At 71.2% G+C, this 25,766-nt stretch carries 17 protein-coding genes; 7 read left to right on the top strand and 10 right to left on the bottom strand.

The window, feature by feature from the left end; translation table 11 throughout:
• Nucleotides 1-617 precede the first annotated feature (617 nt).
• Nucleotides 618-2,426 (top strand): glucan ABC transporter ATP-binding protein/ permease, encoded by a 1,809-nt coding sequence (locus ACFSOX_RS17055; protein WP_378479018.1) that lies wholly within the window; start codon nucleotides 618-620, stop codon nucleotides 2,424-2,426.
• A gap of 90 nt (nucleotides 2,427-2,516) precedes the next feature.
• Here the strand turns inward: ACFSOX_RS17055 and ACFSOX_RS17050 are convergent, their stop codons facing one another.
• The 6 genes from ACFSOX_RS17050 to ACFSOX_RS17025 form a co-directional block, all read right to left on the bottom strand.
• Complete coding sequence (locus ACFSOX_RS17050) at nucleotides 2,517-2,786, bottom strand: hypothetical protein (protein ID WP_378479017.1); 270 nt, start codon at nucleotides 2,784-2,786, stop codon at nucleotides 2,517-2,519.
• Between the two features lie 144 nt (nucleotides 2,787-2,930).
• On the bottom strand, nucleotides 2,931-4,472 hold the full coding sequence (locus tag ACFSOX_RS17045; protein ID WP_378479016.1) for an ATP-binding protein: 1,542 nt from the start codon (nucleotides 4,470-4,472) through the stop codon (nucleotides 2,931-2,933).
• The gene (locus tag ACFSOX_RS17040) at nucleotides 4,469-5,146 is read right to left on the bottom strand and encodes a response regulator (protein ID WP_378479015.1); all 678 of its coding nucleotides are present in this window, start codon (nucleotides 5,144-5,146) and stop codon (nucleotides 4,469-4,471) included. Before ACFSOX_RS17040 ends, ACFSOX_RS17045 begins: the two co-directional genes overlap by 4 nt.
• Before the next feature lie 357 nt (nucleotides 5,147-5,503).
• Nucleotides 5,504-8,827, bottom strand: coding sequence for an efflux RND transporter permease subunit (locus ACFSOX_RS17035; RefSeq protein ID WP_378479014.1), 3,324 nt, complete (start codon nucleotides 8,825-8,827; stop codon nucleotides 5,504-5,506).
• A 1-nt stretch (nucleotide 8,828) separates the two neighbouring features.
• Nucleotides 8,829-9,785 (bottom strand): efflux RND transporter periplasmic adaptor subunit, encoded by a 957-nt coding sequence (locus tag ACFSOX_RS17030; RefSeq protein WP_378479013.1) that lies wholly within the window; start codon nucleotides 9,783-9,785, stop codon nucleotides 8,829-8,831.
• Between the two features lie 163 nt (nucleotides 9,786-9,948).
• Nucleotides 9,949-10,620: a Crp/Fnr family transcriptional regulator gene (locus ACFSOX_RS17025; protein ID WP_378479012.1), complete on the bottom strand. Its 672-nt coding sequence runs from the start codon at nucleotides 10,618-10,620 to the stop codon at nucleotides 9,949-9,951.
• Nucleotides 10,621-10,863: 243 nt separating this feature from the next.
• Here ACFSOX_RS17025 and ACFSOX_RS17020 point away from each other — a divergent pair, with 243 nt between their 5' ends.
• The gene (locus tag ACFSOX_RS17020) at nucleotides 10,864-12,066 is read left to right on the top strand and encodes an ATP-binding protein (protein ID WP_378479011.1); all 1,203 of its coding nucleotides are present in this window, start codon (nucleotides 10,864-10,866) and stop codon (nucleotides 12,064-12,066) included.
• A 97-nt stretch (nucleotides 12,067-12,163) separates the two neighbouring features.
• The gene (cowN, locus tag ACFSOX_RS17015; protein ID WP_378479010.1) at nucleotides 12,164-12,508 is read left to right on the top strand and encodes a N(2)-fixation sustaining protein CowN; all 345 of its coding nucleotides are present in this window, start codon (nucleotides 12,164-12,166) and stop codon (nucleotides 12,506-12,508) included.
• A gap of 207 nt (nucleotides 12,509-12,715) precedes the next feature.
• Here the strand turns inward: cowN and ACFSOX_RS17010 are convergent, their stop codons facing one another.
• The 3 genes from ACFSOX_RS17010 to ACFSOX_RS17000 form a co-directional block, all read right to left on the bottom strand.
• Nucleotides 12,716-14,725: a methylmalonyl-CoA mutase family protein gene (locus tag ACFSOX_RS17010; RefSeq protein ID WP_378479009.1), complete on the bottom strand. Its 2,010-nt coding sequence runs from the start codon at nucleotides 14,723-14,725 to the stop codon at nucleotides 12,716-12,718.
• Nucleotides 14,726-14,820: 95 nt separating this feature from the next.
• Nucleotides 14,821-15,069 carry a GlsB/YeaQ/YmgE family stress response membrane protein gene (locus ACFSOX_RS17005; RefSeq protein ID WP_378479008.1) on the bottom strand — a complete coding sequence of 83 codons (249 nt, stop codon included), beginning with the start codon at nucleotides 15,067-15,069 and terminating at the stop codon, nucleotides 14,821-14,823.
• Nucleotides 15,070-15,200: 131 nt separating this feature from the next.
• The gene (locus ACFSOX_RS17000; protein ID WP_378479007.1) at nucleotides 15,201-16,493 is read right to left on the bottom strand and encodes a glycosyltransferase family 87 protein; all 1,293 of its coding nucleotides are present in this window, start codon (nucleotides 16,491-16,493) and stop codon (nucleotides 15,201-15,203) included.
• A 212-nt stretch (nucleotides 16,494-16,705) separates the two neighbouring features.
• Between ACFSOX_RS17000 and ccrA the strand changes: the two genes are divergently transcribed.
• From ccrA to ACFSOX_RS16980, 4 genes are all read left to right on the top strand, one after another.
• Nucleotides 16,706-17,983: a crotonyl-CoA carboxylase/reductase gene (gene ccrA, locus ACFSOX_RS16995; protein WP_378479006.1), complete on the top strand. Its 1,278-nt coding sequence runs from the start codon at nucleotides 16,706-16,708 to the stop codon at nucleotides 17,981-17,983.
• A gap of 147 nt (nucleotides 17,984-18,130) precedes the next feature.
• Complete coding sequence (locus ACFSOX_RS16990) at nucleotides 18,131-18,514, top strand: endonuclease domain-containing protein (RefSeq protein WP_378479005.1); 384 nt, start codon at nucleotides 18,131-18,133, stop codon at nucleotides 18,512-18,514.
• A gap of 196 nt (nucleotides 18,515-18,710) precedes the next feature.
• The gene (locus ACFSOX_RS16985) at nucleotides 18,711-21,473 is read left to right on the top strand and encodes a phosphoenolpyruvate carboxylase (protein WP_378479004.1); all 2,763 of its coding nucleotides are present in this window, start codon (nucleotides 18,711-18,713) and stop codon (nucleotides 21,471-21,473) included.
• Between the two features lie 158 nt (nucleotides 21,474-21,631).
• Entirely contained in the window at nucleotides 21,632-24,367 is a 2,736-nt protein-coding gene (locus ACFSOX_RS16980) for a phosphoenolpyruvate carboxylase (RefSeq protein WP_378479003.1), read from the top strand.
• Nucleotides 24,368-24,585: 218 nt separating this feature from the next.
• Here the strand turns inward: ACFSOX_RS16980 and ACFSOX_RS16975 are convergent, their stop codons facing one another.
• Nucleotides 24,586-25,497, bottom strand: coding sequence for an amidohydrolase family protein (locus ACFSOX_RS16975; protein ID WP_378479002.1), 912 nt, complete (start codon nucleotides 25,495-25,497; stop codon nucleotides 24,586-24,588).
• Nucleotides 25,498-25,766: the final 269 nt, after the last annotated feature.

Below are 25,766 nucleotides of genomic sequence, written 5' to 3'. Positions count from 1 at the left end.
GCGACAGCAGGAACCCGGACTCATGTGTCGTGCGGCCCCAGGGCCCCCGCGCGGGTGCTTGCGGTCCGTCGGCGGGTTCTCGAGATCTCGGCCCGGTCCCGGAGGCCCGGATCGCGTCGTCGGGGATTCATGGGAGGTCGACTTGCGGGGAGGTCGGCTTGCGGAGGACCGATCAGGGTCGACACGCGAACGGATCGGGACGGCGCGCGCGGACATCGGCGCGAACCATTTCCGGAGCGGCTGGCCGCAAGGCGCGACGCCGGTCGTGTCCCCGATGCGGGGCGGGACCGATCGGGCCGGGGGACCGTGCGAGCCCCGAGCCGACGGCGGAACGGTTCACGCCGGACGACTGCGACCAGTCGCGCCACCTCGACCGCGTCGTCCCGCCGTTCGCCGGGCCATCGGCGCCCCCGTGCCGCAATCGGTTCGCCGGTGTCCTCGCTGCGAAGGACCATCGTCTCCGCGCCGCCGCACGGGCCGCCGCACAGAACGAAACCGCCGAGATCGTGCCGGCGCCGGCGCGGGGACGCGCGGAGAACGCGGCGGCACCCTCCATGCCTCGGCCCGAAAGAACCTGCTATAACGGGCCACCGCCGCTCGATTCACCGCAGGTCCGCATGAGCGTGTTCCGCCTTTATCTGCGTGCGCTGGCGTTGCTCGCGCCGGTGAAGCGCCTCGCCTGGGCGTTGGCGCTCGCCAATCTGGCGCTCGCCGCCGCCCAGTTCGCCGAGCCGGTGCTGTTCGGCCGCGTCGTCGACACGCTGTCGAAGGCCGCCGCGCCCGGCGCCGGCTTCTCGTGGTCGACGCTGACCGGCCTCTTGGCGGCGTGGGCCGCCTTCGGCCTGTTCAGCATCGTCTGCGGCACGTTGACCGCCCTCTACGCCGATCGGCTCGCCCATCAGCAGCGCCAGGCCGTGCTGGCCGACTATTTCGAGCGCGTGCTGGAGCAGCCGCTCGCCTTCCACGGCTCGACCCATTCGGGCCGGCTGATGAAGGTGATGCTGCAGGGCACCGACGCGCTGTGGGGCCTGTGGCTCGCCTTCTTCCGCGACAATCTCGCGGCCTTCGTGTCGTTCTTCGTGCTGCTGCCGCTCGCTCTCATCCTCAACTGGCGGCTCGCGCTGCTGCTCGTCGTGCTGTGCGTCGTCTTCGCCGTGCTCACCGCCTTCGTGATGCGCAAGACCGAGACGCTGCAGCGCCTCGTCGAGAGCAACTACTCGGAGCTCGCCGAGCGCGCCTCCGACACGCTGGGCAACGTCGCGCTGGTGCATTCCTTCGCCCGCGTCGACGCCGAGGTGACGGGGCTGAAGACCGTCATCGATCGGCTGCTGGCGGCGCAGATCCCGGTGCTGTCCTGGTGGGCCGTTGTGGCGGTGCTGACGCGCGCGTCGACGACGCTCACCATGCTGGCGATCGTGCTGCTCGGCACCTGGCTGAACATCCACGGCCTCGCCTCGGTCGGCGAGATCGTCACCTTCATGGGCTTCGCCACCATGTTGATCGCGCGGCTGCAGGACGCCGTGTGGTTCGTCAACCGGGTGTTCGCCGAGGCGCCGCGGCTGGCCGAGTTCTTCGAGGTGTTCGACGCCGAGCCTTCGATCCGCGACCGTGCGGGCGCGATCGATCCGGGCCGTCTGTCGGGGCTGGTCGAGTTCGACGGCGTGTCGTTCTCCTACGACGGCAAGCGCCCCGCCGTCGCCGATCTCACCGTCACGGCGAAGCCGGGCGAGACCATCGCGTTCGTCGGCACCACGGGCGCCGGCAAGACGACGGCGCTCGCGCTGCTGCATCGCGCCTTCGATCCACAGTCGGGCACGATCCGCATCGACGGCATCGACATCAAGACCATGAAGCTCGCCGGGCTGCGGCGGAACATCGGGGTCGTCTTCCAGGAGGGCCTGATGTTCAACCGCTCGATCGCCGAGAACCTGCGCATCGGCAAGCCGGACGCGACCGAGGCCGAGTTGAAGCTCGCCGCCGAGCGGGCGCAGGCGATGGAGTTCATCGCCCGCACGCCGGAGGGCTTCGACGCCCGCGTCGGCGAGCGCGGGCGCAGCTTGTCGGGCGGCGAGCGCCAGCGCCTCTCGATCGCCCGGGCGCTCCTGAAGGAGCCGCCGATCCTGATCCTCGACGAGCCGACCTCGGCGCTCGATGCGCGCACCGAGACGCGACTGATGGCGGCGCTCGACGAGGTGATGAAGGGCCGCACGACTTTCGTGATCGCGCACCGGCTCGCCACCGTGCGGCGTGCCGACCGGATCCTCATGTTCGAGCACGGTCGGGTGATCGAGCAGGGCACGTTCGACGAGCTGATGGCCAAGGGCGGCCGCTTCGCCGAGCTCGCCCGTGATCAGTTCATCGCCGCCGGTCCGGGCGCCGAAGCTCAAGCCGATGCCGCCGCGGCGGCCGCCGGGCTTCCGGGGTGAACGGTCTTCGGCGTCGTTCCGGGGCGCGGATCGAAGGGCCGCGCGCCCGGGCTCCATCGCCCCCGTGCACAGGTCTCACGAGACGGCGTGTCAGCCGGCGCGGCCGGACGCGGCGGCGTGGGCGGCGCGGCCGGCCTTCTCGATCGCGAGCTGCTCGACCTGCCCCAGCGCGTTCGAGAGCGACCGGTCGATCACCAGGATCACGGCGATCCACGACACCACGAAGTTGAGGAAGAACAGGCCGAGGAAGACGATCAGGCTCGCCGTCTCGGACACCTCGCGCTCGACGACCCAGCCGATCAACGCGGCCGCGACGGCGCCGATCACGACGAAGACGCTGTAGAGAATGAGAGCTTTCATGAGGGGCTTTCGGGTCGGCAGGTGGGACGGGCCGACACCGCCCCGAAACCGCCGGAGGATCCGGGGGTGTCGGAGGGCGCCGTCTCCGCTCGGCGGGGGTAGGCGGAGACGCCGCGATCGTAGGCCGGGCGACTTACAGCGACCTTACGGCGACGGTCCCTCGGTGGGCGTCGGCATTGCGCCGGCCGCATGCGTGCCTGCGAAATGATCAGATGCCCCCGGATTCACCGCGCGGCCTGATCCCCGCGGCCGAATCGTACCGCCGAACGCCGAACTCTCGTGCCTGCCGCCGTCGGTACCGTCCTCGTCGGTCGGACGGGCGGCGACCGGCCGGAACCGGAGCGTGAAGCAGGCGCCCCCGGTCGGGCGGTTGGCGACCGTGACGGCACCGCCGTAGAGCTCCATGATCCGCTGGACGATCGACAGGCCGAGGCCGGCGCCGCCGGAGTGCTTGCGGTCGCCGCGCCAGAAGCGGCGGAACAGGAGCTCGCGCTCCGCCTCGTCGATGCCGGGCCCTTCGTCGCAGACATGGGCGACGCCCTCGGGCTCGACCACGACCTCGACCACGGTGCCGGGCGGCGTGTGGCGGATCGCGTTCTCGATCAGGTTGCGCAACGCGCGCGACAGCACCTCGGCGCGGCCCGCGACCCACACGGGCGCCTCCTCGCCGGCGAGCGCGATGCTGCGTCCTTCCGCGATGGCGAGCGGCACCAGGAAGGCGATCACGTCGGCCGCGACGGCGCGCAGGTCGGCGCGGGCGTCGTCGCCGGGCGCCATGTTCTCGACCTCGGCCATCTCGAGAAGCTGGGTGACGACGCGCGTCATCATCGCGAGGTCGCGGCGCAGCGGCTCGGCGACGCCGGCGTCGGCGAGCGTGTCGATGCGGGTGCGCAGGATGGTGATCGGCGTGCGCAGCTCGTGTGCGGCGTCGGCCGTGAACTCGCGCTGCACCCGGAACCCCTGTTCGAGCCGGTCGAGCGCCTCGTTGACGGCGACGACGAGCGGGGCGACCTCGCTCGGAATCTGGTCGAGCGACAGCCGGATGTCGGTGCGCCGGGGCGAGATCTCGCGGGCACGGCGCGACGCCGCCTCGACCGGCCGGAACACCCGGCGCACCACCTGAGCCTCGATACCGAGCAGCAGAAGCAGGATCGGGATGGTGATCCAGGCGACGCGCGGGATGAAGTTGGAGACGATGTCGTCGATCAGCACGTCGCGGTGGGCGAGGTTCTCGGCGACTTCGATGTAGACGGTTTCGTCGCCGTCCGTCTTGGGAACGCGCGTCCCTGACAGCGTGCCGAAGGCGTGCTGCACCTGCAGGAGCGTCGGCGTCGGGATCGGCGGCACGTCGGGAAACAGCGGCTGGTCGCTGTTGCCGGACGAGAACAGGACGCGCCCTTCGGTATCGACGATCGCGTAGACGTAGCGGTCGACCGCACGGGAATAGACGTCCTGCAGGGCCTCGGGCAGATCGAGCCGCCAGCGGCCGTCCGGCCCGCGCGCCAGATGCTCGGCGATGGCGTCGGCCTGCTGGCGCATCGCGTCGCGATGCAGCTTCGTCGTCTCGGCGACGAGCAGGAGATAGAGGGACAGCGGCACCAGGATCGCGACCAGGCCGAACGCCACCACGTGCACCCAGAGGATGCGCCGGACGATCGAGCGCGAGCCGACGACCGGCGGCTTCACGCCTTCGCCTCGGTGATCATGTAGCCGACGCCGCGCACCGTGTGGATCGTCACGGCGGCGCCGCGCTCGGCGAGCTGCTTGCGCAGGCGATGGACATAGACCTCGACGGCGTTGGAGGAGAGGTCGCCGCCGGCGCCGAACAGCTGGTCCTCGACCAGCTTCTTCGGCACCACCCGGCCCTTGCGGCGCATCAGCATCTCCAGGACGGCGAGCTCGCGGGCCGAGAGCACGTGCGGCACGTCGTCGACGAAGGCCTGCTTGCCGGCCGTGTCGAGGTTGAGATTGGCGACCGTCAGCACGAGGCCCTGCATGGCGCGCGGCCGCCGCGACAGGGCCTCGAGCCGCGCCACCAGCTCCTCGAAGGCGAACGGCTTGACCAGATAGTCGTCGGCGCCGCTGCGCAGCCCCTCGACCCGGTCGTCGACGCCGGCCCGCGCGGTCAGCACCAGGACGGCGGTCGGATCCTGGCGCGAGCGCATCTCGCGCAGCACCGCGAGCCCGTCGGCGTCGGGCAGGCCGAGGTCGAGGACGACGGCGTCGTAGGTGTCGACCGAGAGCATGTGCCGCGCCTCGGCGGCGCTCGCGGCGTGCTCGGCCGGATGCCCCGCCTTGGCGAGACCGCCGACCACCAGCCGGGCCAGCTCCTCGTTGTCCTCGACGATCAACACCCGCATGCGTCCACCCGCATTGTGCAGCCCGCCGCCGCCCGGGCCGGGAGCCGGTCGGTGTGGCGACAATGCGGACATAGCACAACAGGAACATAAACGCAGACGGCCGACACCAGGCGCAGTGCGGTCCTGATCAGGAGACGCGATTTCACTGCGCGGCCGAGGAGGGGGGGCGCGTGTCCCGGGGCGCGGCGCGACGCGCCGCGAACCGGAACCCAGGGCGATTCGGCAAAGCCCCCGTCATGTGGCCCCCTCGGCTCCAGCTCCGGCTCCGGCTCTGCGGCGCCTCGGGCCTGCGGCCTGGTCCGCCTTGTCCGGGACACGGCCGCGTCGTGGTCGGCGCCGCGTCGGAGCAGACGAGCCCTACCGCCCGAAACCGAACAGGCCGCCTTTCGTCTTCGGCGCCGGCGCGTCCGCCGCCGCGGCGTCCGGCCCCGCGGGGACGGTCCCGGCGGTCTCCGTCGCCGCGGCCGAGAGGGCCGCGGGGACGGGCTCGCGGCCGCGCTCGGTGACGCGCTCGGGCACCTTCTCGACCGGCTTCTCGGGCGCCTTTTCGGCCGCGTGCTCGTGCGCCGCGCCGGGTGGGTGCCCACCGCCGCCGTGCGGGCCGTCCGGACCGCCGTGGCCGCCGCCGTGCGGCCTGGTGCCGGTGACGAGGCGGCCGAACACGAAGCCGAAGCCGCGGCCGATGTCGTCCATCACGGTGAACACGGCCGGCACGAACAGCAGCGACAGCATGGTCGAGACGATCAGGCCGCCGATCACCGCGGTCGCCATCGGCGAGCGGAACTCGCCGCCGGCGCCGAGCGCCAGCGCGGCCGGCACCATGCCGGCCACCATGGCGATGGTCGTCATGATGATCGGCCGGGCGCGCTTCTGTCCGGCGTCGATGATGGCGGTGGTGCGGTCCATCCCCTTGGCCATCGACTCGATCGCGAAGTCGACCAGCATGATGGCGTTCTTCGTCACGATGCCCATCAGCATCAGGAGACCGATCGACACCGGCAGATCGAGCTGATTGCCGGTGAGGAGGAGCGCGATGACGGCGCCGCCGATCGACAGCGGCAGCGAGAACAGGATGGTGATCGGCTGCAGGAACGAGTGGAACAGCAGCACCAGCACGGCGTAGACCGTGACCATGCCCTTCGCCATCACGGGCGGGAAGCCGTCGAGCAGCTCCTTCTTGGCCTCCGAGTCGGCGGAGGGCTGCAGGCGCACGCCCTTCGGCAGATGCTGGATCACCGGGAGCGCGTCGATCTCCTTCTCGGCCTTGCTCTGCGGCGTCGAGCCGACCAGATCCGCCTCGATCTTCACCTGACGCTCGCGGTCGTGGCGCGAGATCACGGCGGGGCCTTGCGCGAGCTGGATGTCGGCGACGGCCAGGAGCGGCACGGTGGTGCCGCGCAGGGTCGGCACACGCAGCTGCTCCAGCACCTGGCGGTCGGCCCGCCCGGTGTCGGCGATCATCACCCGGATGGGCACCAGCCGGTCGCCGACGTTGAACTTGGCCAGCCGCGGCCCGACGTCGCCGATGGTCGCCACCCGCACCGTGGCGGCGAGCGTCTCGGTGTTGACGTAGAGGCGCGTGGCCAGCGCCTTGCGCGGGATGATGCGCAGCTCCGGCCGGTCGAGGGCGGCGGTCGAGACGACGTTGGAGATCGAGGTCAGGCGCCGCATCTGGTTGGCGAGCTCGGCCGCCACGTTGGCGACGGTCGCGCCGTCCTGGCCCGTGACGATGCGCGAGATCACCCGCTGGCCGTTCTCGTCGAGGAACCAGTAGCGAACGTCCGGCACCTCGGCGAGGTCGCGGGCGATGTCGCGCTCGAGCTGGCTCTGTTTGACCTTGCGCTCCTTCTTGGGGACGTAGTTGATGATCAGCGCCGCGGTATTGACCTCGGTCACCTTGGGCGGGATGCGGCCGCCGTCGACGAAGACGCTACGCACCTCCGGCCGCTTGCGGATCACGTCGACCATGCGGCCCGTCACGGCCTCGGTCTCGGAGAGCGGCGTGCCGGGCGGCAGCTCGACGGCGAGCAGCGAGCGGGCGACGTCCTGCTGCGGCAGGAAGCCGGACGGCAGCAGCGTCAGCCCGCCGATCGAGGCGGCGAACACGGCGAGCCCGACCAGCAGCGTGAGGTAGCGCATCCGCACCGAGGCCTGAAGCACGCTGGTGTAGGCCCGCATGATCGGGCCGGGGGGCTTCTCGGTGTGCTGCTTCGGCCGCAGGAAATAGGCGGCGAGCATCGGCGTGACGAGGCGCGCGACGACCAGCGAGAACAGCACCTGCACCGAGACGGTGACGCCGAACTGCTTGAAGAACTGCCCGGCGATGCCCGGCATGAAGCTGGCCGGCAGGAACATCGCGACGATGGCGAGGCTGATCGCGATGACGGCGAGCCCGATCTCGTCGGCCGCCTCCATCGAGGCGTCGTAGGGCGACTTGCCCATCTGGATGTGGCGCTCGATGTTCTCGATCTCGACGATCGCGTCGTCGACCAGGATGCCGGTCGACAGCGTGATGGCGAGCAGCGTCACGAGATTGAGCGAGAAGCCCAGCATGTCCATCACCCAGAAGGCCGGGAAGACGGACAGAGGCAGTGCGATGGCGGCGATCGCGGTGGCGCGCCAGTCGCGCAGGAACAGGAACACGACCACGATGGTGAGCAGCGCGCCCTCGATCAGCGTCTGCATCGCGTTGTCGTAGTTGGCGCGGGTGAAGTCGACCGAACTATCGATCAGCTTGATGTCGACGTCCGGGTGCTCCTCCTTGATCTTGGCGATCTCGCGCTCGACCGCGCCGGAGACGCGCACGTCGCTCGCGCCCTTCGCCCGGTACACCGCGAAGGCGACGACCGGGTCGCCGTCCAGGCGCGCGAAGGTGCGCGGCTCGACCACCGTGTCGGTGACGACGCCGAGGTCGTCGAGCCGCACCTCGCCGCCGGCGAGCAGGCTGAACGTGGTGCCGGCGAGCGCCTCGATGGTCGGCGCCCCGGCGATGGTACGGATCGACTGGTCGCGCCCGCCGATCTCGGCCCGGCCGCCGGCGACGTCGACGTTGTTCTTGAGGAGCTGCTCGGAGATGCCGGCCGCCGTGAGGCCGACCGACTGCAGACGGTCGGGATCGAGCGACACCAGGATCTCGCGGTCGGCGCCGCCGATGCGCTCGAACTTGGCGACCCCGCGCAGGCCCTGCAGGTTGCGCTTGATCACGTCGTCGACGAACCAGGAGAGCTGCTCGGGGGTGCGGCCGGGCGCGATCGCCGCATAGGTCATGATCGGGAAGGGGATCACCTCCTGGCGCTGCACCAGCGGCTCGCTGATGCCGCTCGGCAGGCTGGAGCGCACCCGCGTGACGGCGTCCTTGACGTCGTTGAGGGCGCGGTCCGGATCGGCGTCGAGCAGGAACGTGATGGTGGTGACGGAGAGGCCGTCGCTGATGCTAGAGTCGATGTGGTTGACGCCGACGATCGCGGCGACCGCATCCTCGATCGTCTTGGTCACCTGCGCCTCGAGCTCGGCCGGCGAGGCGCCGAACTGCGCCACCGCGACCGAGACGATCGGCACGTCGACGCTCGGCAGCCGCGTGATCGGCAGCTTCACGAAGCTCATCCAGCCGAGCAGCACGATGATGATGGAGAAGACGACCGACGGAAGCGGCGTCCGGATGGACCAGGCCGAGATGTTCACGTCACATCTCCTCGAGCTGACCGGTGGCGTCGTCGCGCACCATCGGGCGGACCTTCTCGCCGTTGCGCAGCGAGCCGCCCGCGTTGGCGATCACCACCTCGCCTTCCTTGATGCCGTCGCGGATCTCGGCGCCGTCGCCGGAGACGAGGCCGACCTGCACCCGGCGGGTCTCGACCGTCTTGTTGCGGACGACCTGGACGACGGCGCCCTCGGCGCGGAACTGGACGGCGGTGCGCGGCACCGAGACGCCGCAGCTGCGCGCCGCGTCGATGGTCGCCCGCGCGAAGGTGCCGATGCGCAGCGACGGGTCGTTCTCGATCGAGACGCGGACCTGGCCGATCTGGCTCACCGGGTTCAGCTCGGACGGCACGAGCCGTACTCGGCCCGGGACGTCGCGGCCTTCCTCCAGCTCGACGCGGGCGGTCTGGCCGGGCTGGAGCTTGGGCAGATAGAGGCTCGGCACCTCGGCCATCAGCTCGATCTCGCCGTCCAGCGCGATGCGGAACAGCGGGTCGGGCGACTTCGCCGAGGCGATCGCGCCGAGCGTCGCGTTGCTCTTGATCACCAGGCCGCTGACCGGCGCCCGCACCGTGACGGCGACGCCGTCGGAGGCGCGGGTGAGGCGGGCGAGCGACTGGCCGGCGCTCACTCGGTCGCCGTCGCGGGCCAGCACTTGGGTCACCTTGAAGCCGGTGTCGACCTCCGGGATCACCATCGCCTCGGACCGCGCCACCAGAATGCCGTTCGCCCGGATGACGCTGGAGAAGCAGGCGGTCTGGGCCTTGGTGACGATCGCGATGACGCCGGGCGGCGGGACGGCCGGGGCCGCCTTGTCGGCGGCGGCGAGCGGCGTCGCCGCGAGCAGCGGGGCGCTCACCAGTGCGACCGCGCGCGCGACGATGCGCCGGCCGGACCGGGCGGCGGGGCGGATCCGCCGTCTGTCGTCGGGAGGAGCCATGCGGATGAGCCCATTCCATCGCGATGTGGGACGCCGCCGGGAGCCGGCGCGGCGGAGCTTCGGGACCGCCGTGACGGTCCGAACCGAAGAACGGACCGGGTCGGTCCGAACCAATAACGGGCACGCGAGATGAAACAGAAATGCCGTGACAATCCTGCTCAACTTACGCTTTCCGTGTGACTGCGGCAAGGCGACCGACATCCACCTGGATGCGGCCGCGGCCGAGCTGGACGATGCCGCCGGCGCGCCATTCCTGGAGCTGACGGTTGACGCTCTCGCGGGTGACGCCGACGAGACCGGCGAGCTCGTCCTGGGTGATCTGCAGGTCGGAGCCGAAATCGGCGGCCAGCGCCTCGAGCCGTCGCGCGAGCCGCACCGGCAGCGGCTGGAACATCATCTCCTCGGTGCGCTCGTTGGTGGATCGGAGCCGGGCGCAGAGAAGCTCGATGATGCGGATCGCCAGCCGTCCCTCGCGCTCCAGCATCGCCATGAACTCGGCGCGCGGCAGCACGAACAGCTCGCAGTCCTCCTGGGCGACGGCGTCGGCGGTGCGCGGCCGGCCGTCCAGCACGGCGATCTCGCCGAACAGGTCGCCCGGACCGAACACCTCGATGGTCATCCGCTCGCCGGTCGCCGTGCCGGTCTCGATGCGGATCTGGCCACGCCGCACGCCGTAGAGCGCGTCTCCCGGCTCGCCCTTCACGAACAGGGTCCGGCCGGCCGGCAGCTTGCGGGTCTGGCACAGCCGCGCGATCGAAGCGATCGCCTCGCGGTCGAGGCCGGAGAACAGCGGGTTCATCCCCAGCAGGGTGGCGAACTCGAGCGGCTTGCCCATTCCGGTCCTCGTCGCGCTCCCCGTCACGGTCGCCGCGACGGCTGGTCCCGTCCGGGATCGTCCCGCAACCTCAATAAGATGGTTCCATCCGGAGCATAGACCGAATAAGAAGGCGGTCAAAGGCGACCGGGCCGAACCCGGCCCCTCCCTTTCGGCCCCGGCGCCGGCCGTCCCGCGGGGCGGAGTCTGGTGTTGGTGGCTCTGCTCCGCAACGGAGTTCATCCTCCCGTGGCCAGGAAGCGCGTGGCCAGAAAACGCTCGACGAAACGCTCGGCCCGCCCGCGCGCCCCGCGGACGCGGGCGTCCGGGCCGGCGGCGTTCGAGCGCCTGCTGGCGTCGCTCGCCCACGAGATCCGCACGCCGCTGACCGGCATCCTCGCGATCAGCGAACTGCTGGCGATGTCGCCGCTCGGCGCCCGCGAGCGCGGCTGGGTCGAGGCGCTGAAGAGCTCGGCCGAGCACCTCACGGCGCTGACCTCGCTGATCGTCGACGGCGCCCGGGCCGGCGAGAAGGGCCTGGTGCTGCGTCACGAGCCGTTCGACCTCCGCCGCACCCTGCAGGATGCGGCGGCCTCGGCGGCCGCGCGGGCCGAGGCCAAGGGCATCGGCTTCACGGCGGCGATCGCCGACGCCGTTCCGGCGACGGTGTCGGGCGACCAGGTCCGGCTGCGCGCCGCGGTCGAGAACCTGCTCGACAACGCCGTGAAGTTCACCCAGGCTGGCGGCGTGCGGCTCGCCGCCGACGCCGCGCCGGCCGGCGACGGCTGGCGCATCACGGTCGACGTGACCGACAGCGGCATCGGCCTCACCGAGGCGGAACAGCGCCGGCTGTTCCGGCCGTTCTCGCAAGGGAGCGACAAGGTGGCCGAGAAGTTCGGCGGCTCCGGGCTCGGCCTCGCCTATGTGCGCCGGCTGGCCCGCGCCATGGGCGGCGACGTGACGGTGGCGAGCACGCCGGGGGAGGGCAGCACGTTCCGCCTCGTCGTCGCGGTGGCCGCCGCCCCGCCGTCGGCGGACGGCGAGGAGCGGGCCGCCGGGGGGACCGACGTCGCCCCGGCGGTGGCATCCGCGCCGCTGCGCATCCTGTGCGTCGAGGACAACCCTTACGGGCGCATCGTCATGCGTACCGTGCTGGGCGAGCTCGGCCACTCGACCGATTTCGTCGACACCGGCGCGGCGGCCGTGGCGGCGCTCGGCCGCACCTCCTACGATCTGGTGCTCATGGACGTGGTGCTGAGCGGCCCCGACGACGGCTTCGAGACGACGCGCCGCATCCGCGCCCTGCCGGGCGAGGCCGGTGCCGTCCCGGTGATCGGCCTCTCCGGCCAGCCGACCCGCAGCCACGAGGCGCAGGCGCGCGCCGCCGGCATGAGCGGCTATCTGCAGAAGCCGATCAGCCCGCGCGCCCTGGCCCGGGCGCTCGCCGGCGTGCCGCGGCGGGGCTGATCGGACGGTCGCTCGCTGCGCGCCTTTTCGGAGACAGGAATGGGCGCCATCCGGCACGCAATGTGCTTGTCGCGCGCGCATCGGAGCAAGGATCACGATGCGACACCGCGACGACGACGAAAACACGGGCCTCGACGACGACCGCCGGCCCGGGACGGCCGAAACGGGCGAAACGTGTCGGGATCGCTACGTCACCTTCAGGAACATCGACACCGACGGCATGACCCGCGCCGTGATGGCCCGCGTGCTCGCCCATGTCGCCGAGGGCGACAGCCCGTTCTGGCCTTATTTCGAGACGCAGCGCGCCCTCGCCCACACCCGCGGCCTCGACGACTTGCGGGTGCTGCACAACTTCCTGCCGACCCTGAAGGAGCTCCTGGAGGATCTCGACGATCCCGAGACGCTGGAGTTGCTGGAGGAGCTGGAGACGCAGTGCATGTGACGGAGGGGGGCAGAAAGGAATCGCCGGCGCCCCCTCACCCGCCGCGCTGCGCGCGGCGACCTCTCCCCGCCGGGGAGAGGTGAAGGAAGCGCCCTGCCTCGCCGAGGCACCTCTTGTTCGACGACGGGCGCCGACCGTCACCTCTCCCCGCCGGGGAGAGGTGAAAGCAAGCGCCGCCCGGTTCCGCTCCGCCAGCGGCAGTCCGTCTCACGCCGCCTTGTCGGACGTGGCGTTCTCCACGATGCGGCAGATGTCGGTCATGATGCGGTTGAGGTCGAAGTCCTTGGGCGTGTAGACGCCGGCGACGCCGGCGGCGAGCAGGGCCTTGGCGTCGTCGGGCGGGATGATGCCGCCGACCACCACGGGCACGTGCGACGCGCCGGCCTCGCGCAGCTTCGCCAGCGTGTCGGCGACCAGCTCCATGTGCGAGCCCGACAGGATCGACAGGCCGACGACATGGACGTCCTTGTCACGCGCCGCGGCGGCGATGTCGGCCGGCGTGAAGCGGATGCCCTCGTAGACGACGTCCATGCCGGCGTCGCGGGCCCGGACCGCGATCTGCTCGGCGCCGTTGGAGTGGCCGTCGAGGCCCGGCTTGCCGACCAGGAACTTCAACCGCCGCCCGAGCTTTCGCGACACCCGGTCGACCTCGGCCTTCAGCGCGTCGATGTTGCGGGCGTCGTTGCGGGCCGCCGCCGAGATGCCGGTCGGGGCGCGATACTCGCCGAAGCCCTCTCTCAGGGCAAAAGCCCATTCGCCCGTGGTGACGCCCGCCTTGGCGCAGGCGATCGACGACGGCATGATGTTGCGGCCCTCGACCGCCGCGCGGCGCAGCTCGGCCAGCGCCTGCGCGACCGCGGCGTTGTCACGGCTCGCGCGCCACGCCTGCAGACGGGCGACCTGCTCGGCCTCCACCTCGGGCGGGATCGTGATGATGGCGCCCTCGCCGGTCGGCAGCGGCGACGGCTCGGTCTCGACGAACTTGTTGACGCCGACGACGATTTGCTCGCCCGCCTCGATCAGCTCGACGCGGCGCGAGTTCGAGACGACCAGCTGCTCCTTCAGATAGCCGGTGTCGATCGCCCCGACGGCGCCGCCCATGTCGAGGATTCGGCGCAGCTCGTCGCGCGCCTCGGCCTTCAGCTCCTCGACCTTGCGGGCGATCTCGGTCGAGCCGGCGAAGATGTCGCCGTAGTCGAGCAGGTCGCTCTCGTAGGCGAGGATCTGCTGGGCGCGCAGCGACCACTGCTGGTCCCACGGGGTCGGCAGGCCCAGCGCCTCGTTCCAGGCCGGAAGCTGCACGGCGCGCGCCCGGGCCGACTTCGACAGCGTCACGGCGAGCATCTGCAGGAAGATGCGGTAGACGTTGTTCTCGGGCTGCTGCTCGGTCAGCCCGAGCGAGTTCACCTGCACGCCGTAGCGGAACAGCCGCTGCTTGGGGTCGGTGACGCCGTAGCGCTCGCGGGTGATCTCGTCCCACAATTCGCAGAACGCCCGCATCTTGCAGATCTCGGTGATGAACCGCATGCCGGCATTGACGAAGAACGAGATGCGTCCGACCACCTCGCCGAAATTCTCGATCTCGCCCGCCTCCTTCACCGAGTCGAGCACCGCCACGGCGGTGGCGAGCGCGTAGGCGAGCTCCTGCACCGGCGTCGCGCCCGCCTCCTGCAGATGGTAGGAGCAGACGTTCATCGGGTTCCACTTCGGCATCTCGCGGGTCGTGAACAGGATCACGTCCTTGATCAGCCGCATCGAGGGACCGGGCGGGAACACGTAGGTGCCGCGCGACAGATACTCCTTGATGATGTCGTTCTGCGTCGTGCCGGTGAGTTTCTCACGCGGCACCCCTTGCTCGTCCGCCACCGCCACATAGAGCGCCAGCAGCCAGGCCGCCGTCGCGTTGATGGTCATCGACGTGTTCATCTCGCCGAGCGGGATGCCGTCGAACAGGGTGCGCATGTCGCCGATATGCGAGATCGCGACGCCCACCTTGCCGACCTCGCCGCGGGCGATCGGATGATCGCTGTCGTAGCCGGTCTGGGTCGGCAGGTCGAAGGCGACCGACAGGCCGGTCTGTCCCTTCGACAGGTTCTTGCGATAGAGGGCGTTGGACTCGCGGGCGCTCGAGTGGCCCGCATAGGTCCGGATGATCCACGGCTTGTCGCGCTTCGGTGTGTCGCGCTTCGGTGTGTCGCGCATCGGCGTGTCGCGCATCGAGGACGCTCCCTGAAAACGAGTTATGACGTTCGAAATTCACGTCGCGGCACCGGCCCGCGGCGGGCCTCGCGCCAGCGACCGGCCGTTCCGCTCTAGCGGCGGATCAGGCCGACCAGGACCAGCAGAATGACGGCGCCGATGACGGCGTGGAAGACCGCGCTCAGGAACCCGCCGCCCCAGAAAATCCCGAGCCGCGGCAGCAGAAAGCCGGCGATGGCGGCGCCCACGATGCCGACCGCCATGTTGCCGACGAGACCGAAGCCGGAGCCGTGCACCAGCTTGCCGGCGATCCAGCCGGCCAGCGCGCCCACGATCAGCCATACCAGCAAGGACAAGCCCATGGTCCGTCCCGGTCCGAAGGCGCGCGGGGTCCGAACAGACGCGGACGCGCGATCCTTGTTGCACTGCGACGAGGAGGATAACGCGGCGCGTGCGGGCTGTCAGCCCGCGACCGCGCCACCGCCCTGCGACTTTAGGCGACAGACCCGCTCGAGGCGACAGACCCGCTGGCCGCCGGCGCCGCCAGCGCCAGCGCGATGCGGCGGCCGACCAGCGCGAGCGTCGCGGCGACGCCGGCGAGACCGACCGGGACGCCCAGCACAGGCAGCACCAGGACGGCGGCCGCGACCAGGGCCAGGGCCGGACGCTCGCCGGAGAGGAACCCGGTCGACAGCGCCTGGCGCAGCAGGAAGGCGACGGCGACGACGAGGACCGTCTGGTCGTAGAGATAGACATAGGGCGTCGCGAGCAGCACGCCGGTGGCCAGCGCCGCGGCCTTCAGGTCGAACGGAATCATCTTGTTCCGCCAAATCAGGCATATGGCTGCGGCGGTGACGATCGCCACGCCGATCTGCACGGTCCAGCCGAGCGACGCGCCTCCGCCGGCCAGGCGGACGAGGGCGAAGACGCTCTGGAACTTGGAGAACTCGCCGTCCGGCAGGTTCAGCAGCGCGTCCGCGGTCAGCGGCAGCCAGTGCAGGAAGGCGGCCCAGGAGGCGGCGCCGCCGGCCGGGCCGAAGACGAGGAGCGTGGCGGCGCCGAGCAGCAGCGTCGTGGCGCTCGCCGCCGCGACGACGGTCCACCGGCCGGTGATCGACAGCACCAGCGGAAACAGCACGCCGTATTGCGGCTTGTAGGTCAGAAGCCCGAGGCAGACGCCGGCCGCGACCGGATGTCGCTGCAAGAGCGCGAGCGTGCCGCCGACCAGCGCCGCGGTGAGGAAGCCGTTCTGGCCCGGCACCAGGTTCGGCACGATCACCGGCGACGCGAAGGCCACGAGCCAGCCGAGCCGGTCGGCGACGATCGCGCGGATCGTCACCGCATAGAGCGGCAGCGTCACCGCCATCCAGGTCGCGAAGGCGGCCCAGTAGGGCAGGGCGGCGAGCGCCGCCGCGACCATCAGGAACGGCGGCGGATAGTGCCAGCCGTAATAGGCGGGCACCGGGCGGCCCGCCACGGCGTCCTCGGCGGCGCGGTGGAGCGTCCAGTCCCAGGCGGCGGCGGGATCGCCGGCGAGCGCCAGCTGGCCGGCCGCGTAGACCATCACGAAATCGGTATGGACCGGCGCGCCCGATGGCGTCACGATCCAGTCGCCGCGCGCGAGCACCAGCACCATATAGGTGAGGGTGACGATCGCGAGCGCGAAGCAGACGAGCCGCACCGGCTCGACGCCGGCCACCGGCGGTGCACCGACGCGCGGGCGCCGGCTGCGGCCAGACGACGCGGACGGTGCGGCGGCGGCGTCGATCGGAGCGGTGACGGGCATCGCCGGCGCGGTCCTGTCCAGATGACGCGGGCGATCCAACGGCGCGCCGAGCCGCGGCGCGGCCCGGCGGAGGATCCCCCCTCCGAATTGACGAAGGCTTAAGTCCTGCGCCGGCGCTTGCGACCGTGGTACTTATTGCGACGCGATATCCGGTGATGCACACTCGCCCGGCTTACGGGCGGACCGACTTCTCGACCGGCGGAGGAAGTGCCATGGCGGCCGTGACCCAGCTTCGATCGACCAACGAACCCAAGGATCTCTACGAGATCGGTGAAATCCCGCCGCTCGGGCATGTGCCGGCCAAGATGTATGCCTGGGCGATCCGCAAGGAGCGCCACGGTCCGCCCCAGGACGCCATGCAGATCGAGGTGGTGCCGACCTGGCAGCTCGGCGACGAGGACGTGCTGGTCCACGTCATGGCCGGCGGCGTCAACTACAACGGCGTCTGGGCGGCGCTCGGCCAGCCGATCTCGCCGCTCGACGGCCACGGCGAGCCCTATCACATCGCCGGGTCCGACGCCTCCGGCATCGTCTGGGCGGTGGGCAGCAAGGTGCATCGCTGGAAGGTCGGCGACGAAGTCATCGTCCACTGTAATCAGGACGACGGCGAGGACGAGGAGTGCAACGGCGGCGACCCGATGTTCTCGCCGTCGCAGCGCATCTGGGGCTACGAGACGCCGGACGGCTCGTTCGCCCAGTTCTGCCGGGTGCAGTCGCGCCAGCTCCTCAAGAAGCCCGCGCATCTCACCTGGGAGGAGGCGGCCTGCTACACGCTGACGCTCGCCACCGCCTATCGCATGCTGTTCGGTCATCCGCCCCACATCCTCAAGCCGGGCGACAACGTGCTGGTGTGGGGCGCCTCGGGCGGGCTCGGCGTCTTCGGCGTGCAGATCTGCGCGGCCGCCGGCGCCAACGCTATCGGCATCATCTCGGACGAGACCAAGCGTGACTACGTGCTGCAGCTCGGCGCCAAGGGCGTGATCAATCGCAAGGACTTCAAGTGCTGGGGCCAGATGCCCCAGGTCAACACGCCCGAATACGCCGTCTGGGTGAAGGAGGCGCGGAAGTTCGGCAAGGCGATCTGGGACATCACCGGCAAGAAGGACGTCGACATCGTGTTCGAGCACCCCGGCGAGGCGACCTTCCCGGTCTCCTGCTTGGTGGTGAAGCGCGGCGGCATGGTGGTGTTCTGCGCCGGCACGTCGGGCTTCAACATCACGTTCGACGCCCGCTATGTTTGGATGCGGCAGAAGCGCATCCAGGGCTCGCACTTCGCCCACCTCAAGCAGGCCTCGGCGGCGAACCAATTCGTGCTCGACCACCGCATCGACCCGTGCATGAGCGAGGTCTTCTCCTGGAACGAGATCCCGCTCGCCCATCACATGATGTGGCAGAACCAGCACAAGCCCGGCAACATGGCCGTGATGGTCAACGCCCCGCAGAAGGGTCTCAAGACCTTCGAGGACGTGCTGGAGGCGGTGGGGCAGTAGACTCGCTCTCGATCAGGCCGCGCGATCGGGCCGACGAGGCCGCGATCTGCACTCGATCGGGCAAGGCGCTCGCGCTCCCCTCCTCCCATTCGCGCAAGCGAATAGGAGGAGGGGTCGGGGGTGGGGGGCAGCGGCGGTGCGGCACACATGAACGTCGAGGTAAAATCGCGGCGCAAGGATCCCCGCGTCGACCGCGCCCGAAACCTCCGTCGTGAGACGATCGATGCCGAGCGAAAGCTCCGGCGACACCCGAGAGCGCTGCCTGCATCCTCGCATTGGCGCCGCCAAGCGACGATCGGGCCGTACTTCGCCGACTTCGCCTGCCACGATGCGCGGCTGGTGATCGAGATCGACGGCGGGCTGCATGGCCTCGAGGATCAAGCCGGCGCGGAGTCGAAACGCACCGCCTACCTCGAAGCGCAGGGCTATCGCGTGCTGCGCTTCTGGAACAACGAGGTGCTCGGCAACATCGACGGGGTTCTGACCGTCATCGCGGAGGCGCTCGCGTCCGGGGCAGGCCCTCACCCCTGACCCCTTTGGCGCGCAATTGCGCGCCCGCCACGCGCTTCGCACGCGGGGGGGGGACGGAGAGGCCGTGCCATCGACAACAGTTCGAACACCAGACTGTCAGCAGACTCGTCGTGCAGTCGCGCGACGCCGCGTCGATATTTTCCAACCGATTTGCCCCGCGACCGCGGCCGGCTGCGTGTCGCATCGGAACATCGCCATGGACCGTCCCGATCCCGATTTCGATCCCGTCCGCGAAGGCTTCGCCAAATGGGCGGCCGACTCGGCCTGGCTGCTCGACGCGTTCTGCGCCGTGGTCGAGGAGTCGCGGCCGGCGACCGGGGTCGCCGAGTTCGTCCGCCGCTGCTTCGCCGACCACGACGAACCGTTGCCGCTCGGGCCCGTCCGCTCGGGCGCGGTCGAGCGTTGCGAGGCGCTGTCGATCGCCTTCCAGCTCCTCAACATCGTCGAGGAGAATACGGCCAACCAGATCCGCCGCCGCGCCGAGGCGCAGCGCCACGAGCGCGAGCGCGGCCTGTGGCGCCACGATCTCGGCGATCTCGTCGCCCGCGGCCACGACGAGGCGACGATCCGCGCGACGATCGCCGACACGGTGTTCGAGCCGGTGCTGACCGCGCATCCGACCGAGGCCAAGCGCTCGACCGTGCTGGAGCATCACCGTGCCGTCTATCTGCTGCTGCTCGAGCGCGAGACCCGCTCGTTCACCGACATCGAGCGCGGCATCCACGCGCAGCGCTTGAAGGCGGCGCTGCAGCGGCTGTGGCGCACCGGCGAGATCCAGCTCGAGCGGCCCGCCCTCGACAACGAGATCCGGACCGTCTTCCATTATCTGGAGCAGGTGTTTCCCGACGTCGTCGAGCTGCTCGACCTGCGCTTCCAGCAGGCTTGGCGCGACGTCTTCGGCGCGACGGCGCTGCCGCCGGCGCTGCCGCGGCTCGGCTTCGGCACCTGGGTCGGGGGTGACCGTGACGGCCATCCCGGCGTGACGCCCGAGGTGACGGTCGCGATGCTGGAGCGGCTGCGCGCCGGGGCGCTGCGCCTCCTGCAGGCGCGACTCGGCCAGCTCGCCCAGAAGATCAGCCTCGCGGCCGACGGCGAGGCGATCCCGGCCGGCCTGCGCGATCGGCTCGCCGCGACCGCCGCCCTGCTCGGTGCGCCGAGCCGGGCCGCCATCGCCCGCAATCCGCGCGAGCCGTGGCGCCAGATGGTGAACCTGATGATCGCGCGGCTGGAGCAGACCAAGCTCGGCCGCGACGCGCCGGGCGCCTACGCGGCGCCGGACGGGCTGATCGACGACCTCGTCGCCCTGGAGGCGGCGCTGACCGAGGCCGACGCACCTTATGTCGCCTCCGCCGACGTGCGGCCCGTCACGGCGCAGGTGCGGGTGTTCGGCTTCCATTTCGCCCGCCTCGACCTGCGCCAGAACAGCTCCTATCACGACCGCGCCATCGCCGGCCTGCTCGCCGCCGCCGGCCTGCCGCGCACCGATTATCCGGAGTGGAGCGAGGCCGAGAAGCTCGCCTTCCTGAACGCCGAGCTGAAGAGCCCGCGCCCGTTCACCGGCGTCCACACGCGCCTCGACGGCGAGGCCGACATGACGGTGCGGATGCTGCACGGGCTGCGCGGCCACATCCTGCGCCACGGCGCCGACGGCATCGGCCCGATGGTGGTCAGCATGACGCGCGGCGTCGCCGACCTGCTCGCCATGTATCTGCTCGCCCGCGAGGGCGGGCTGCTGGTCGACACGGCGCTCGGCCCCGCCTGCATGCTGCCGGTGGTGCCGCTGTTCGAGACCATCGACGACCTTTCCGCCTGCGACAGCATCCTGGACGGCTTCCTGGCGCATCCGGTGACGCGGGCGACGCTGGAGCATATCCGCGTGCGCGACGGCCGGGCGACGCCGGAATGCGGCGTCACGCTCGGCTACAGCGACTCGAACAAGGACGGCGGCATCCTCGCCAGCCACTGGGGCCTGCACCGCGCCGAGGAGCGGCTCGCCGCCGTCGCCCGCGCCCACGGGGTGCGGATCGCGTTCTTCCACGGCCGCGGCGGCACCATCGGGCGCGGCGCCGGCCCGACCCATGCCTTCCTCGACGCGCTGCCGGTCGGCACCCTCCAAGGTCGTTTGCGGGTCACCGAGCAGGGCGAGATGATCGCCCAGCAATACGCCAACCGCGTCACCGCGACGTTCCACCTCGAGCGCTTTCTCGCGGGCGTCACCCGCACCTCGCTCCTGCATCGCGGCGGGCCGGTGCCGCCACATCCGCTGCGCGACGTCTGGCAGGAGGTGGTGGCGCACAGCTACGAGGCCTATCGGGCCCTGGTCGGCGCCGACGGCTTCGTCGACTTCTTCCGGGCCGCCACCCCGATCGACGCGATCGAGCAGGCCCGCATCGGCTCGCGTCCGAGCCGCCGCACCGGTCGCACCGCGATCGCCGATCTGCGCGCCATCCCGTGGGTGTTCTCGTGGAGCCAGGCGCGCTTCCACCTGCCCGGCTGGTACGGCGTCGGCAGTGCCCTCGATCGGTTGCGCCGCGAGCGGCCCGACGACGTCGCGGCGCTGCGCGCCGTGCTGCCGCGCTGGCGCTTCCTCGGCTACGTCCTTCACAACGTCGAGGCGAGCCTGATGATGGCGAGCCCCGAGATCATGGCGCTCTATGCCTCGCTGGTCGAGGACGAGGCGTTGCGCGAGCGCATCATGGCGACGATCGTGGCCGAGCACGCCCGGACCCGCGACGCCGTCGCGGCGCTGTTCGGGGCACCCGTGGAGGAGCGCCGCCCGCGCATCCTGCGGATCACCCGGATGCGGGCGCGCGGGCTCGACTGGCTGCATCGCGAGCAGGTGCGGCTGCTGCGCCGCTATCGCGCCGCGCCGGACCCGGCGGCACCCGATGCGGCGACGCTCGACGCGCTGCTGCTCACCGTCAACGCCATCGCGATGGGGCAGAAGACGACGGGGTGAGACACGAGGCGGGTCAACCGCTGGCACATTGCCTGCATGGAAATTGCGCGGCATAGGACACCGCATCACCCCCGGGCCACGGCCCGCGTCCGCACCGGGCGCGACCGTCGCGCAGACGCCGCATCGCTGCGCAAGCCCTCCGGCCAAAGGCAGTCCCGATGAACGCTCCCGCTCCGCTCCGCGACGAGTTCGCTAAATGGGCGGCCGACTTCGACGCCCTGCTGGACCTGTTCTGCGAGGTCGTCGAGGAGCACCGCCCGGCGGCCGGCGTCGCCGGCTTCGTGCGCGGCTGCTTCGAGGCGGCCGACGCGCCGCCGCCCGATGGCGAGGAGGACGGCGCACTCGCCCGCTGCCAGGCGCTGTCGATCGCCTTCCAGCTCCTCAATATCGTCGAGGAGAACACGGCGAACCAGATGCGCCGCCGCGCCGAGGGCCGTCGCCACGAGCGCGAGCCCGGCCTGTGGCGCCACGACCTCGGTGACCTGGAGGCCCGCGGCTACGGCGAGGCGAGCATCCGCCGCACCATCGCCGACGCCTCGCTGGAGCCGGTGCTGACCGCGCATCCGACCGAGGCGAAGCGCGCCACCGTGCTGGAGCATCACCGTGCCCTCTACCTGATGCTGCTCGAGCGCGAGACCCGCTCGTTCACCGAGATCGAGCTCGGCATCTATCGTCGGCGCCTGCGTGCCGCCCTGCAGCGGCTGTGGCGCACCGGCGAGATCCTCTTGGAACGGCCCGACGTCGAGAGCGAGATCCGCACCGTCCTGCACTACATGGAGACGGTGTTCCCGGACGTCGTCGAGCTTTTGGATCTCCGCTTCCAGGAGGCCTGGACCGACACGTTCGGCAGCCCCCCGCCGACGCTGCCGCGGCTCGGCTTCGCCACCTGGGTGGGCGGCGACCGCGACGGCCATCCGTTCGTCACCACCGAGGTGACGATGGGCATGCTGGCGCGGCTGCGCGCCGGGGCGCTCGCGCTCCTGCACGCCCGACTCTCCGCGCTCGCGGTGCGTATCAGCCTCGCCGGCAACGGCGACGACGTGCCGGCGGCGCTGCGCCGCCGGATCGACGAGACCGCCGCGCTGATCGGCCCGGAGAGCGCCGCCGCGCTCGGGCGCAACCGCGGCGAGCCGTGGCGCCAGATGGTGAACCTGATTCTGATCCGGATCGCGCGCACCCGCGACCGTGCCGCGGGCGGCTACGGTGCCGCGGCCGAGCTGGTCGCCGACCTCGAGATCCTGGAGGCGGCCGTGAGCGAGGCCGGCGCGCCCGACATCGCCACCACGGACGTGCGGCCCGTGACGGCGCAGGCGCGCGTCTTCGGCTTCCATTTCGCGCGTCTCGACGTGCGCCAGAACTCCGCCTTCCACGACCGTGCGGTCGCCGGCCTGCTCGCCGCCGCCGGCCATCGCCGCACCGACTATCCGGATTGGAGCGAGGCCGAGAAGCTCGCCTTCCTGGAGCGCGAGCTGACCAGCCCGCGCCCGTTCACGGGCGACCACACGACGCTCGCCGGCGAGGCGGAGGCGACCGTGTCGCTGCTGCGCGGGCTGCGCCGGCATCTCCTCGCGCACGGGCCGGACGGGCTCGGGCCGCTGGTGATCAGCATGACGCGCAGCGTCTCGGATCTGCTCACGCCCTATCTGCTGGCGCGCGAGGCGGGCCTCCTGATCGAGACGCCGCAGGGGCCGGCCGCGATGATCCCGGTGGTGCCGCTGTTCGAGACCATCGCGGATCTGGCCCGCTGCGACACCATCTTCGACGCCTTCCTGGCGCATCCGATCACCCGCGCGACGCTCACCCATCTGCGCCTGCGCGACGGCAAGGCGGTGCCGGAATGCACCGTGATGCTCGGCTACAGCGACTCCAACAAGGACGGCGGCATCCTGGCGAGCCACTGGGGCCTGCATCTCGCCGAGGAGCGACTCGCCGCGGTCGGGCGCGCCCACGGCGTGCGGGTCGAGTTCTTCCACGGCCGCGGCGGCACCATCGGACGCGGCGCCGGCCCGACCCACGCCTTTCTCGACGCGCTGCCGCCCGGCAGCCTGACCGGGCGGATGCGGGTCACCGAGCAGGGCGAGGTGATCTCGCAGCAATACGCCAACCGCGTCACCGCGACGTTCCATCTCGAACGGCTGCTCGCCGGCGTGGTGCGCACGACGATGCTGCACGCGGCCGGCCCGGTGCCGCCGCATCCCCTGCGCGGCCTGTGGCAGGAGGTGGTGGACGAGAGCTACACGGCGTATCGGCGCCTCGTCGAGACCGACGGCTTCATCGACTTCTTCCGCGCCGCGACCCCCATCGACGCGATCGAGCAGGCCCGCATCGGCTCGCGCCCGAGCCGGCGCACCGGCCGCGCGACGCTCGCGGATCTGCGCGCCATCCCGTGGGTGTTCTCGTGGAGCCAGGCGCGCTTCCATCTGCCCGGCTGGTACGGGGTCGGCAGCGCGATCGCGTGGCTGCAGCGCGAGCGGCCGGAGGGCTTCGAGCGGATCCGGGCCGTGCTGCCGCGCTGGCGCTTCCTCGTCTACGTGCTCCACAATGTCGAGGCGAGCCTCTTGATGGCGAACCCGGCCGTGATGACGCTCTACGCCTCGCTGGTCGAGGACGCGCAGCTGCGCGACACCATGATGGCGCGGATTCTGGAGGAACACGAGCGCACCCGCGCCGCCGTCGCGGCGCTGTTCCCGGCGCCGCCCGAGGAGCGCCGGCCGCGCTTCCTGCGCACCATCGAGTTGCGGGCGCGCGGCCTCACCTGGCTGCATCACGAGCAGGTGCGGCTCCTGCGCCGCTACCGCGCCGCTTCCGACGAGGCGAACCGCGACGAGGCGACGCTCGACGCGCTCCTCCTCACCGTCAACGCCATCGCCATGGGCCAGAAGACCACGGGGTGAGAGGCGGGTTCGAATTTGCGGCATGCTCGGGTCACCTCTCCCCAGCGGGGAGAGGTCGGGGTTCGCGCCGCAGGCGCGAAGTCCGGGTGAGGGGGTGCCGAGGCAAGCCAACCAGCTCCGTAAACCCTCACCCCGGTGCGCGCCTATGGCGCGCCCCGACCCTCTCCCTCAGGGAGAGGGTTTAATCGGCGTCGCCTGATGACTCTAAGGCGGCAGCTTCACGCCTTCGGAAACCCGAAGAACTCGGTCGGGTTGTCGACCAGCATCAGCCGGCGGGCGTGCTCGTCCTCGGCGATCTGCGGGATCAGGTCGACCAGCTCGCCGTCGTTGGGCATGAAGCGCGAGATGTTGGGGTGCGGCCAGTCGGTCCCCCACAGGACGCGCTGCGGGGCGTGGCGGGCGAGCGCGCGGGCCAGCGCCACGGCGTCCGAGAAGGGCGGGCCGGCGCGTGAGATGCGGTCGACGCCCGACAGCTTGACCCAGATGGTGCCGCGATCGAGCAGCCGCTTGAGCGCCCCGAACGCGAAGCCCGACGTGCCCTCGGCGACGTCCACGCGACCGATATGGTCGATCACCACCTTGGCCTTGATCGACGTGATCAGGTCGAGGCTGTCGAGCAGCTCCTTGCCGGTGACGTGGACCTCGACGTGCCAGCCGAACGGCGCGACCTTCTCCATCACGGCCTTCATGCCGTCGATCGACGGCCGGCCGCCGAGATGCGGCAGGAAGTTGAAGCGCACGCCACAGACGCCGGCCGCGTCCAGGCGGGCGATCTCGTCGGCCGGCGTGTCCGGATCGAGCAGCGCGACGCCGCGATAGCGCCCCTCCGTCGTCGCCAGCAGGTCGACGAGCGCCCGGTGGTCGGTGCCGTGACAGGTCGACTGCACGAAGACGCCGCGCTCGAAGCCTAGAAACCGATGCAGCGCCAGCAGCGTCTCCTTCGGCTGGTCGTGCGGCGTGAACGGCCGCTTCGGCGCATAGGGGAACACGTTCCCCGGCCCGAAGACGTGGAAATGCGCGTCGCAGGCGCCGGGCGGCGGGACGTAGGTGGGCTTTCTCGGATGCGGATCGGGCGGCGGGCAGGTCGGCTCGTCGCTCGGCAGCCGGGCTGCAGTGGTCGTCGGGCTCATGCGCGCCTCCCACGGGTGGGCGGCTCGTATCGGCCGCCTCCGGCCGGAAGCATACCCCAGAACCGCCCGCCTCGCGACGGCATCGCGACCTGGCCGGGCGGACTTTCGGTCGCGGCCGGTGCGGCCGGCGCGTGACGGATTTTCACTGGACGGCGATCCGGAGGCGCAGGGACCGGACTCGGCCGTGCCGGTGCAAACGCCGCCCTCATGGCGAGGAGCGCTCCGAAGGAGCCCGTCTCGAACCATGCAGCCCGGGCGGCCCCTTCGAC

The organism is Rhodoplanes azumiensis (assembly GCF_042682915.1).
Lineage (GTDB): Bacteria > Pseudomonadota > Alphaproteobacteria > Rhizobiales > Xanthobacteraceae > Rhodoplanes > Rhodoplanes azumiensis.
The sequence above is the reverse complement of the archived record's forward strand: the minus strand, read 5'-3'. Positions and strand labels throughout refer to the sequence as shown.

Coding starts and splice junctions, on each gene's coding strand:
- ACFSOX_RS17055 (WP_378479018.1), top strand. CDS start 618: ATGAGCGTGTTCCGCCTTTATCTGCGTGCGCTGGCGTTGCTCGCGCCG.
- ACFSOX_RS17050 (WP_378479017.1), bottom strand. CDS start 2,786: ATGAAAGCTCTCATTCTCTACAGCGTCTTCGTCGTGATCGGCGCCGTC.
- ACFSOX_RS17040 (WP_378479015.1), bottom strand. CDS start 5,146: ATGCGGGTGTTGATCGTCGAGGACAACGAGGAGCTGGCCCGGCTGGTG.
- ACFSOX_RS17030 (WP_378479013.1), bottom strand. CDS start 9,785: ATGGCTCCTCCCGACGACAGACGGCGGATCCGCCCCGCCGCCCGGTCC.
- ACFSOX_RS17025 (WP_378479012.1), bottom strand. CDS start 10,620: ATGGGCAAGCCGCTCGAGTTCGCCACCCTGCTGGGGATGAACCCGCTG.
- cowN (WP_378479010.1), top strand. CDS start 12,164: ATGCGACACCGCGACGACGACGAAAACACGGGCCTCGACGACGACCGC.
- ACFSOX_RS17010 (WP_378479009.1), bottom strand. CDS start 14,725: ATGCGCGACACGCCGATGCGCGACACACCGAAGCGCGACACACCGAAG.
- ACFSOX_RS17005 (WP_378479008.1), bottom strand. CDS start 15,069: ATGGGCTTGTCCTTGCTGGTATGGCTGATCGTGGGCGCGCTGGCCGGC.
- ACFSOX_RS17000 (WP_378479007.1), bottom strand. CDS start 16,493: ATGCCCGTCACCGCTCCGATCGACGCCGCCGCCGCACCGTCCGCGTCG.
- ccrA (WP_378479006.1), top strand. CDS start 16,706: ATGGCGGCCGTGACCCAGCTTCGATCGACCAACGAACCCAAGGATCTC.
- ACFSOX_RS16990 (WP_378479005.1), top strand. CDS start 18,131: ATGAACGTCGAGGTAAAATCGCGGCGCAAGGATCCCCGCGTCGACCGC.
- ACFSOX_RS16985 (WP_378479004.1), top strand. CDS start 18,711: ATGGACCGTCCCGATCCCGATTTCGATCCCGTCCGCGAAGGCTTCGCC.
- ACFSOX_RS16980 (WP_378479003.1), top strand. CDS start 21,632: ATGAACGCTCCCGCTCCGCTCCGCGACGAGTTCGCTAAATGGGCGGCC.
- ACFSOX_RS16975 (WP_378479002.1), bottom strand. CDS start 25,497: ATGAGCCCGACGACCACTGCAGCCCGGCTGCCGAGCGACGAGCCGACC.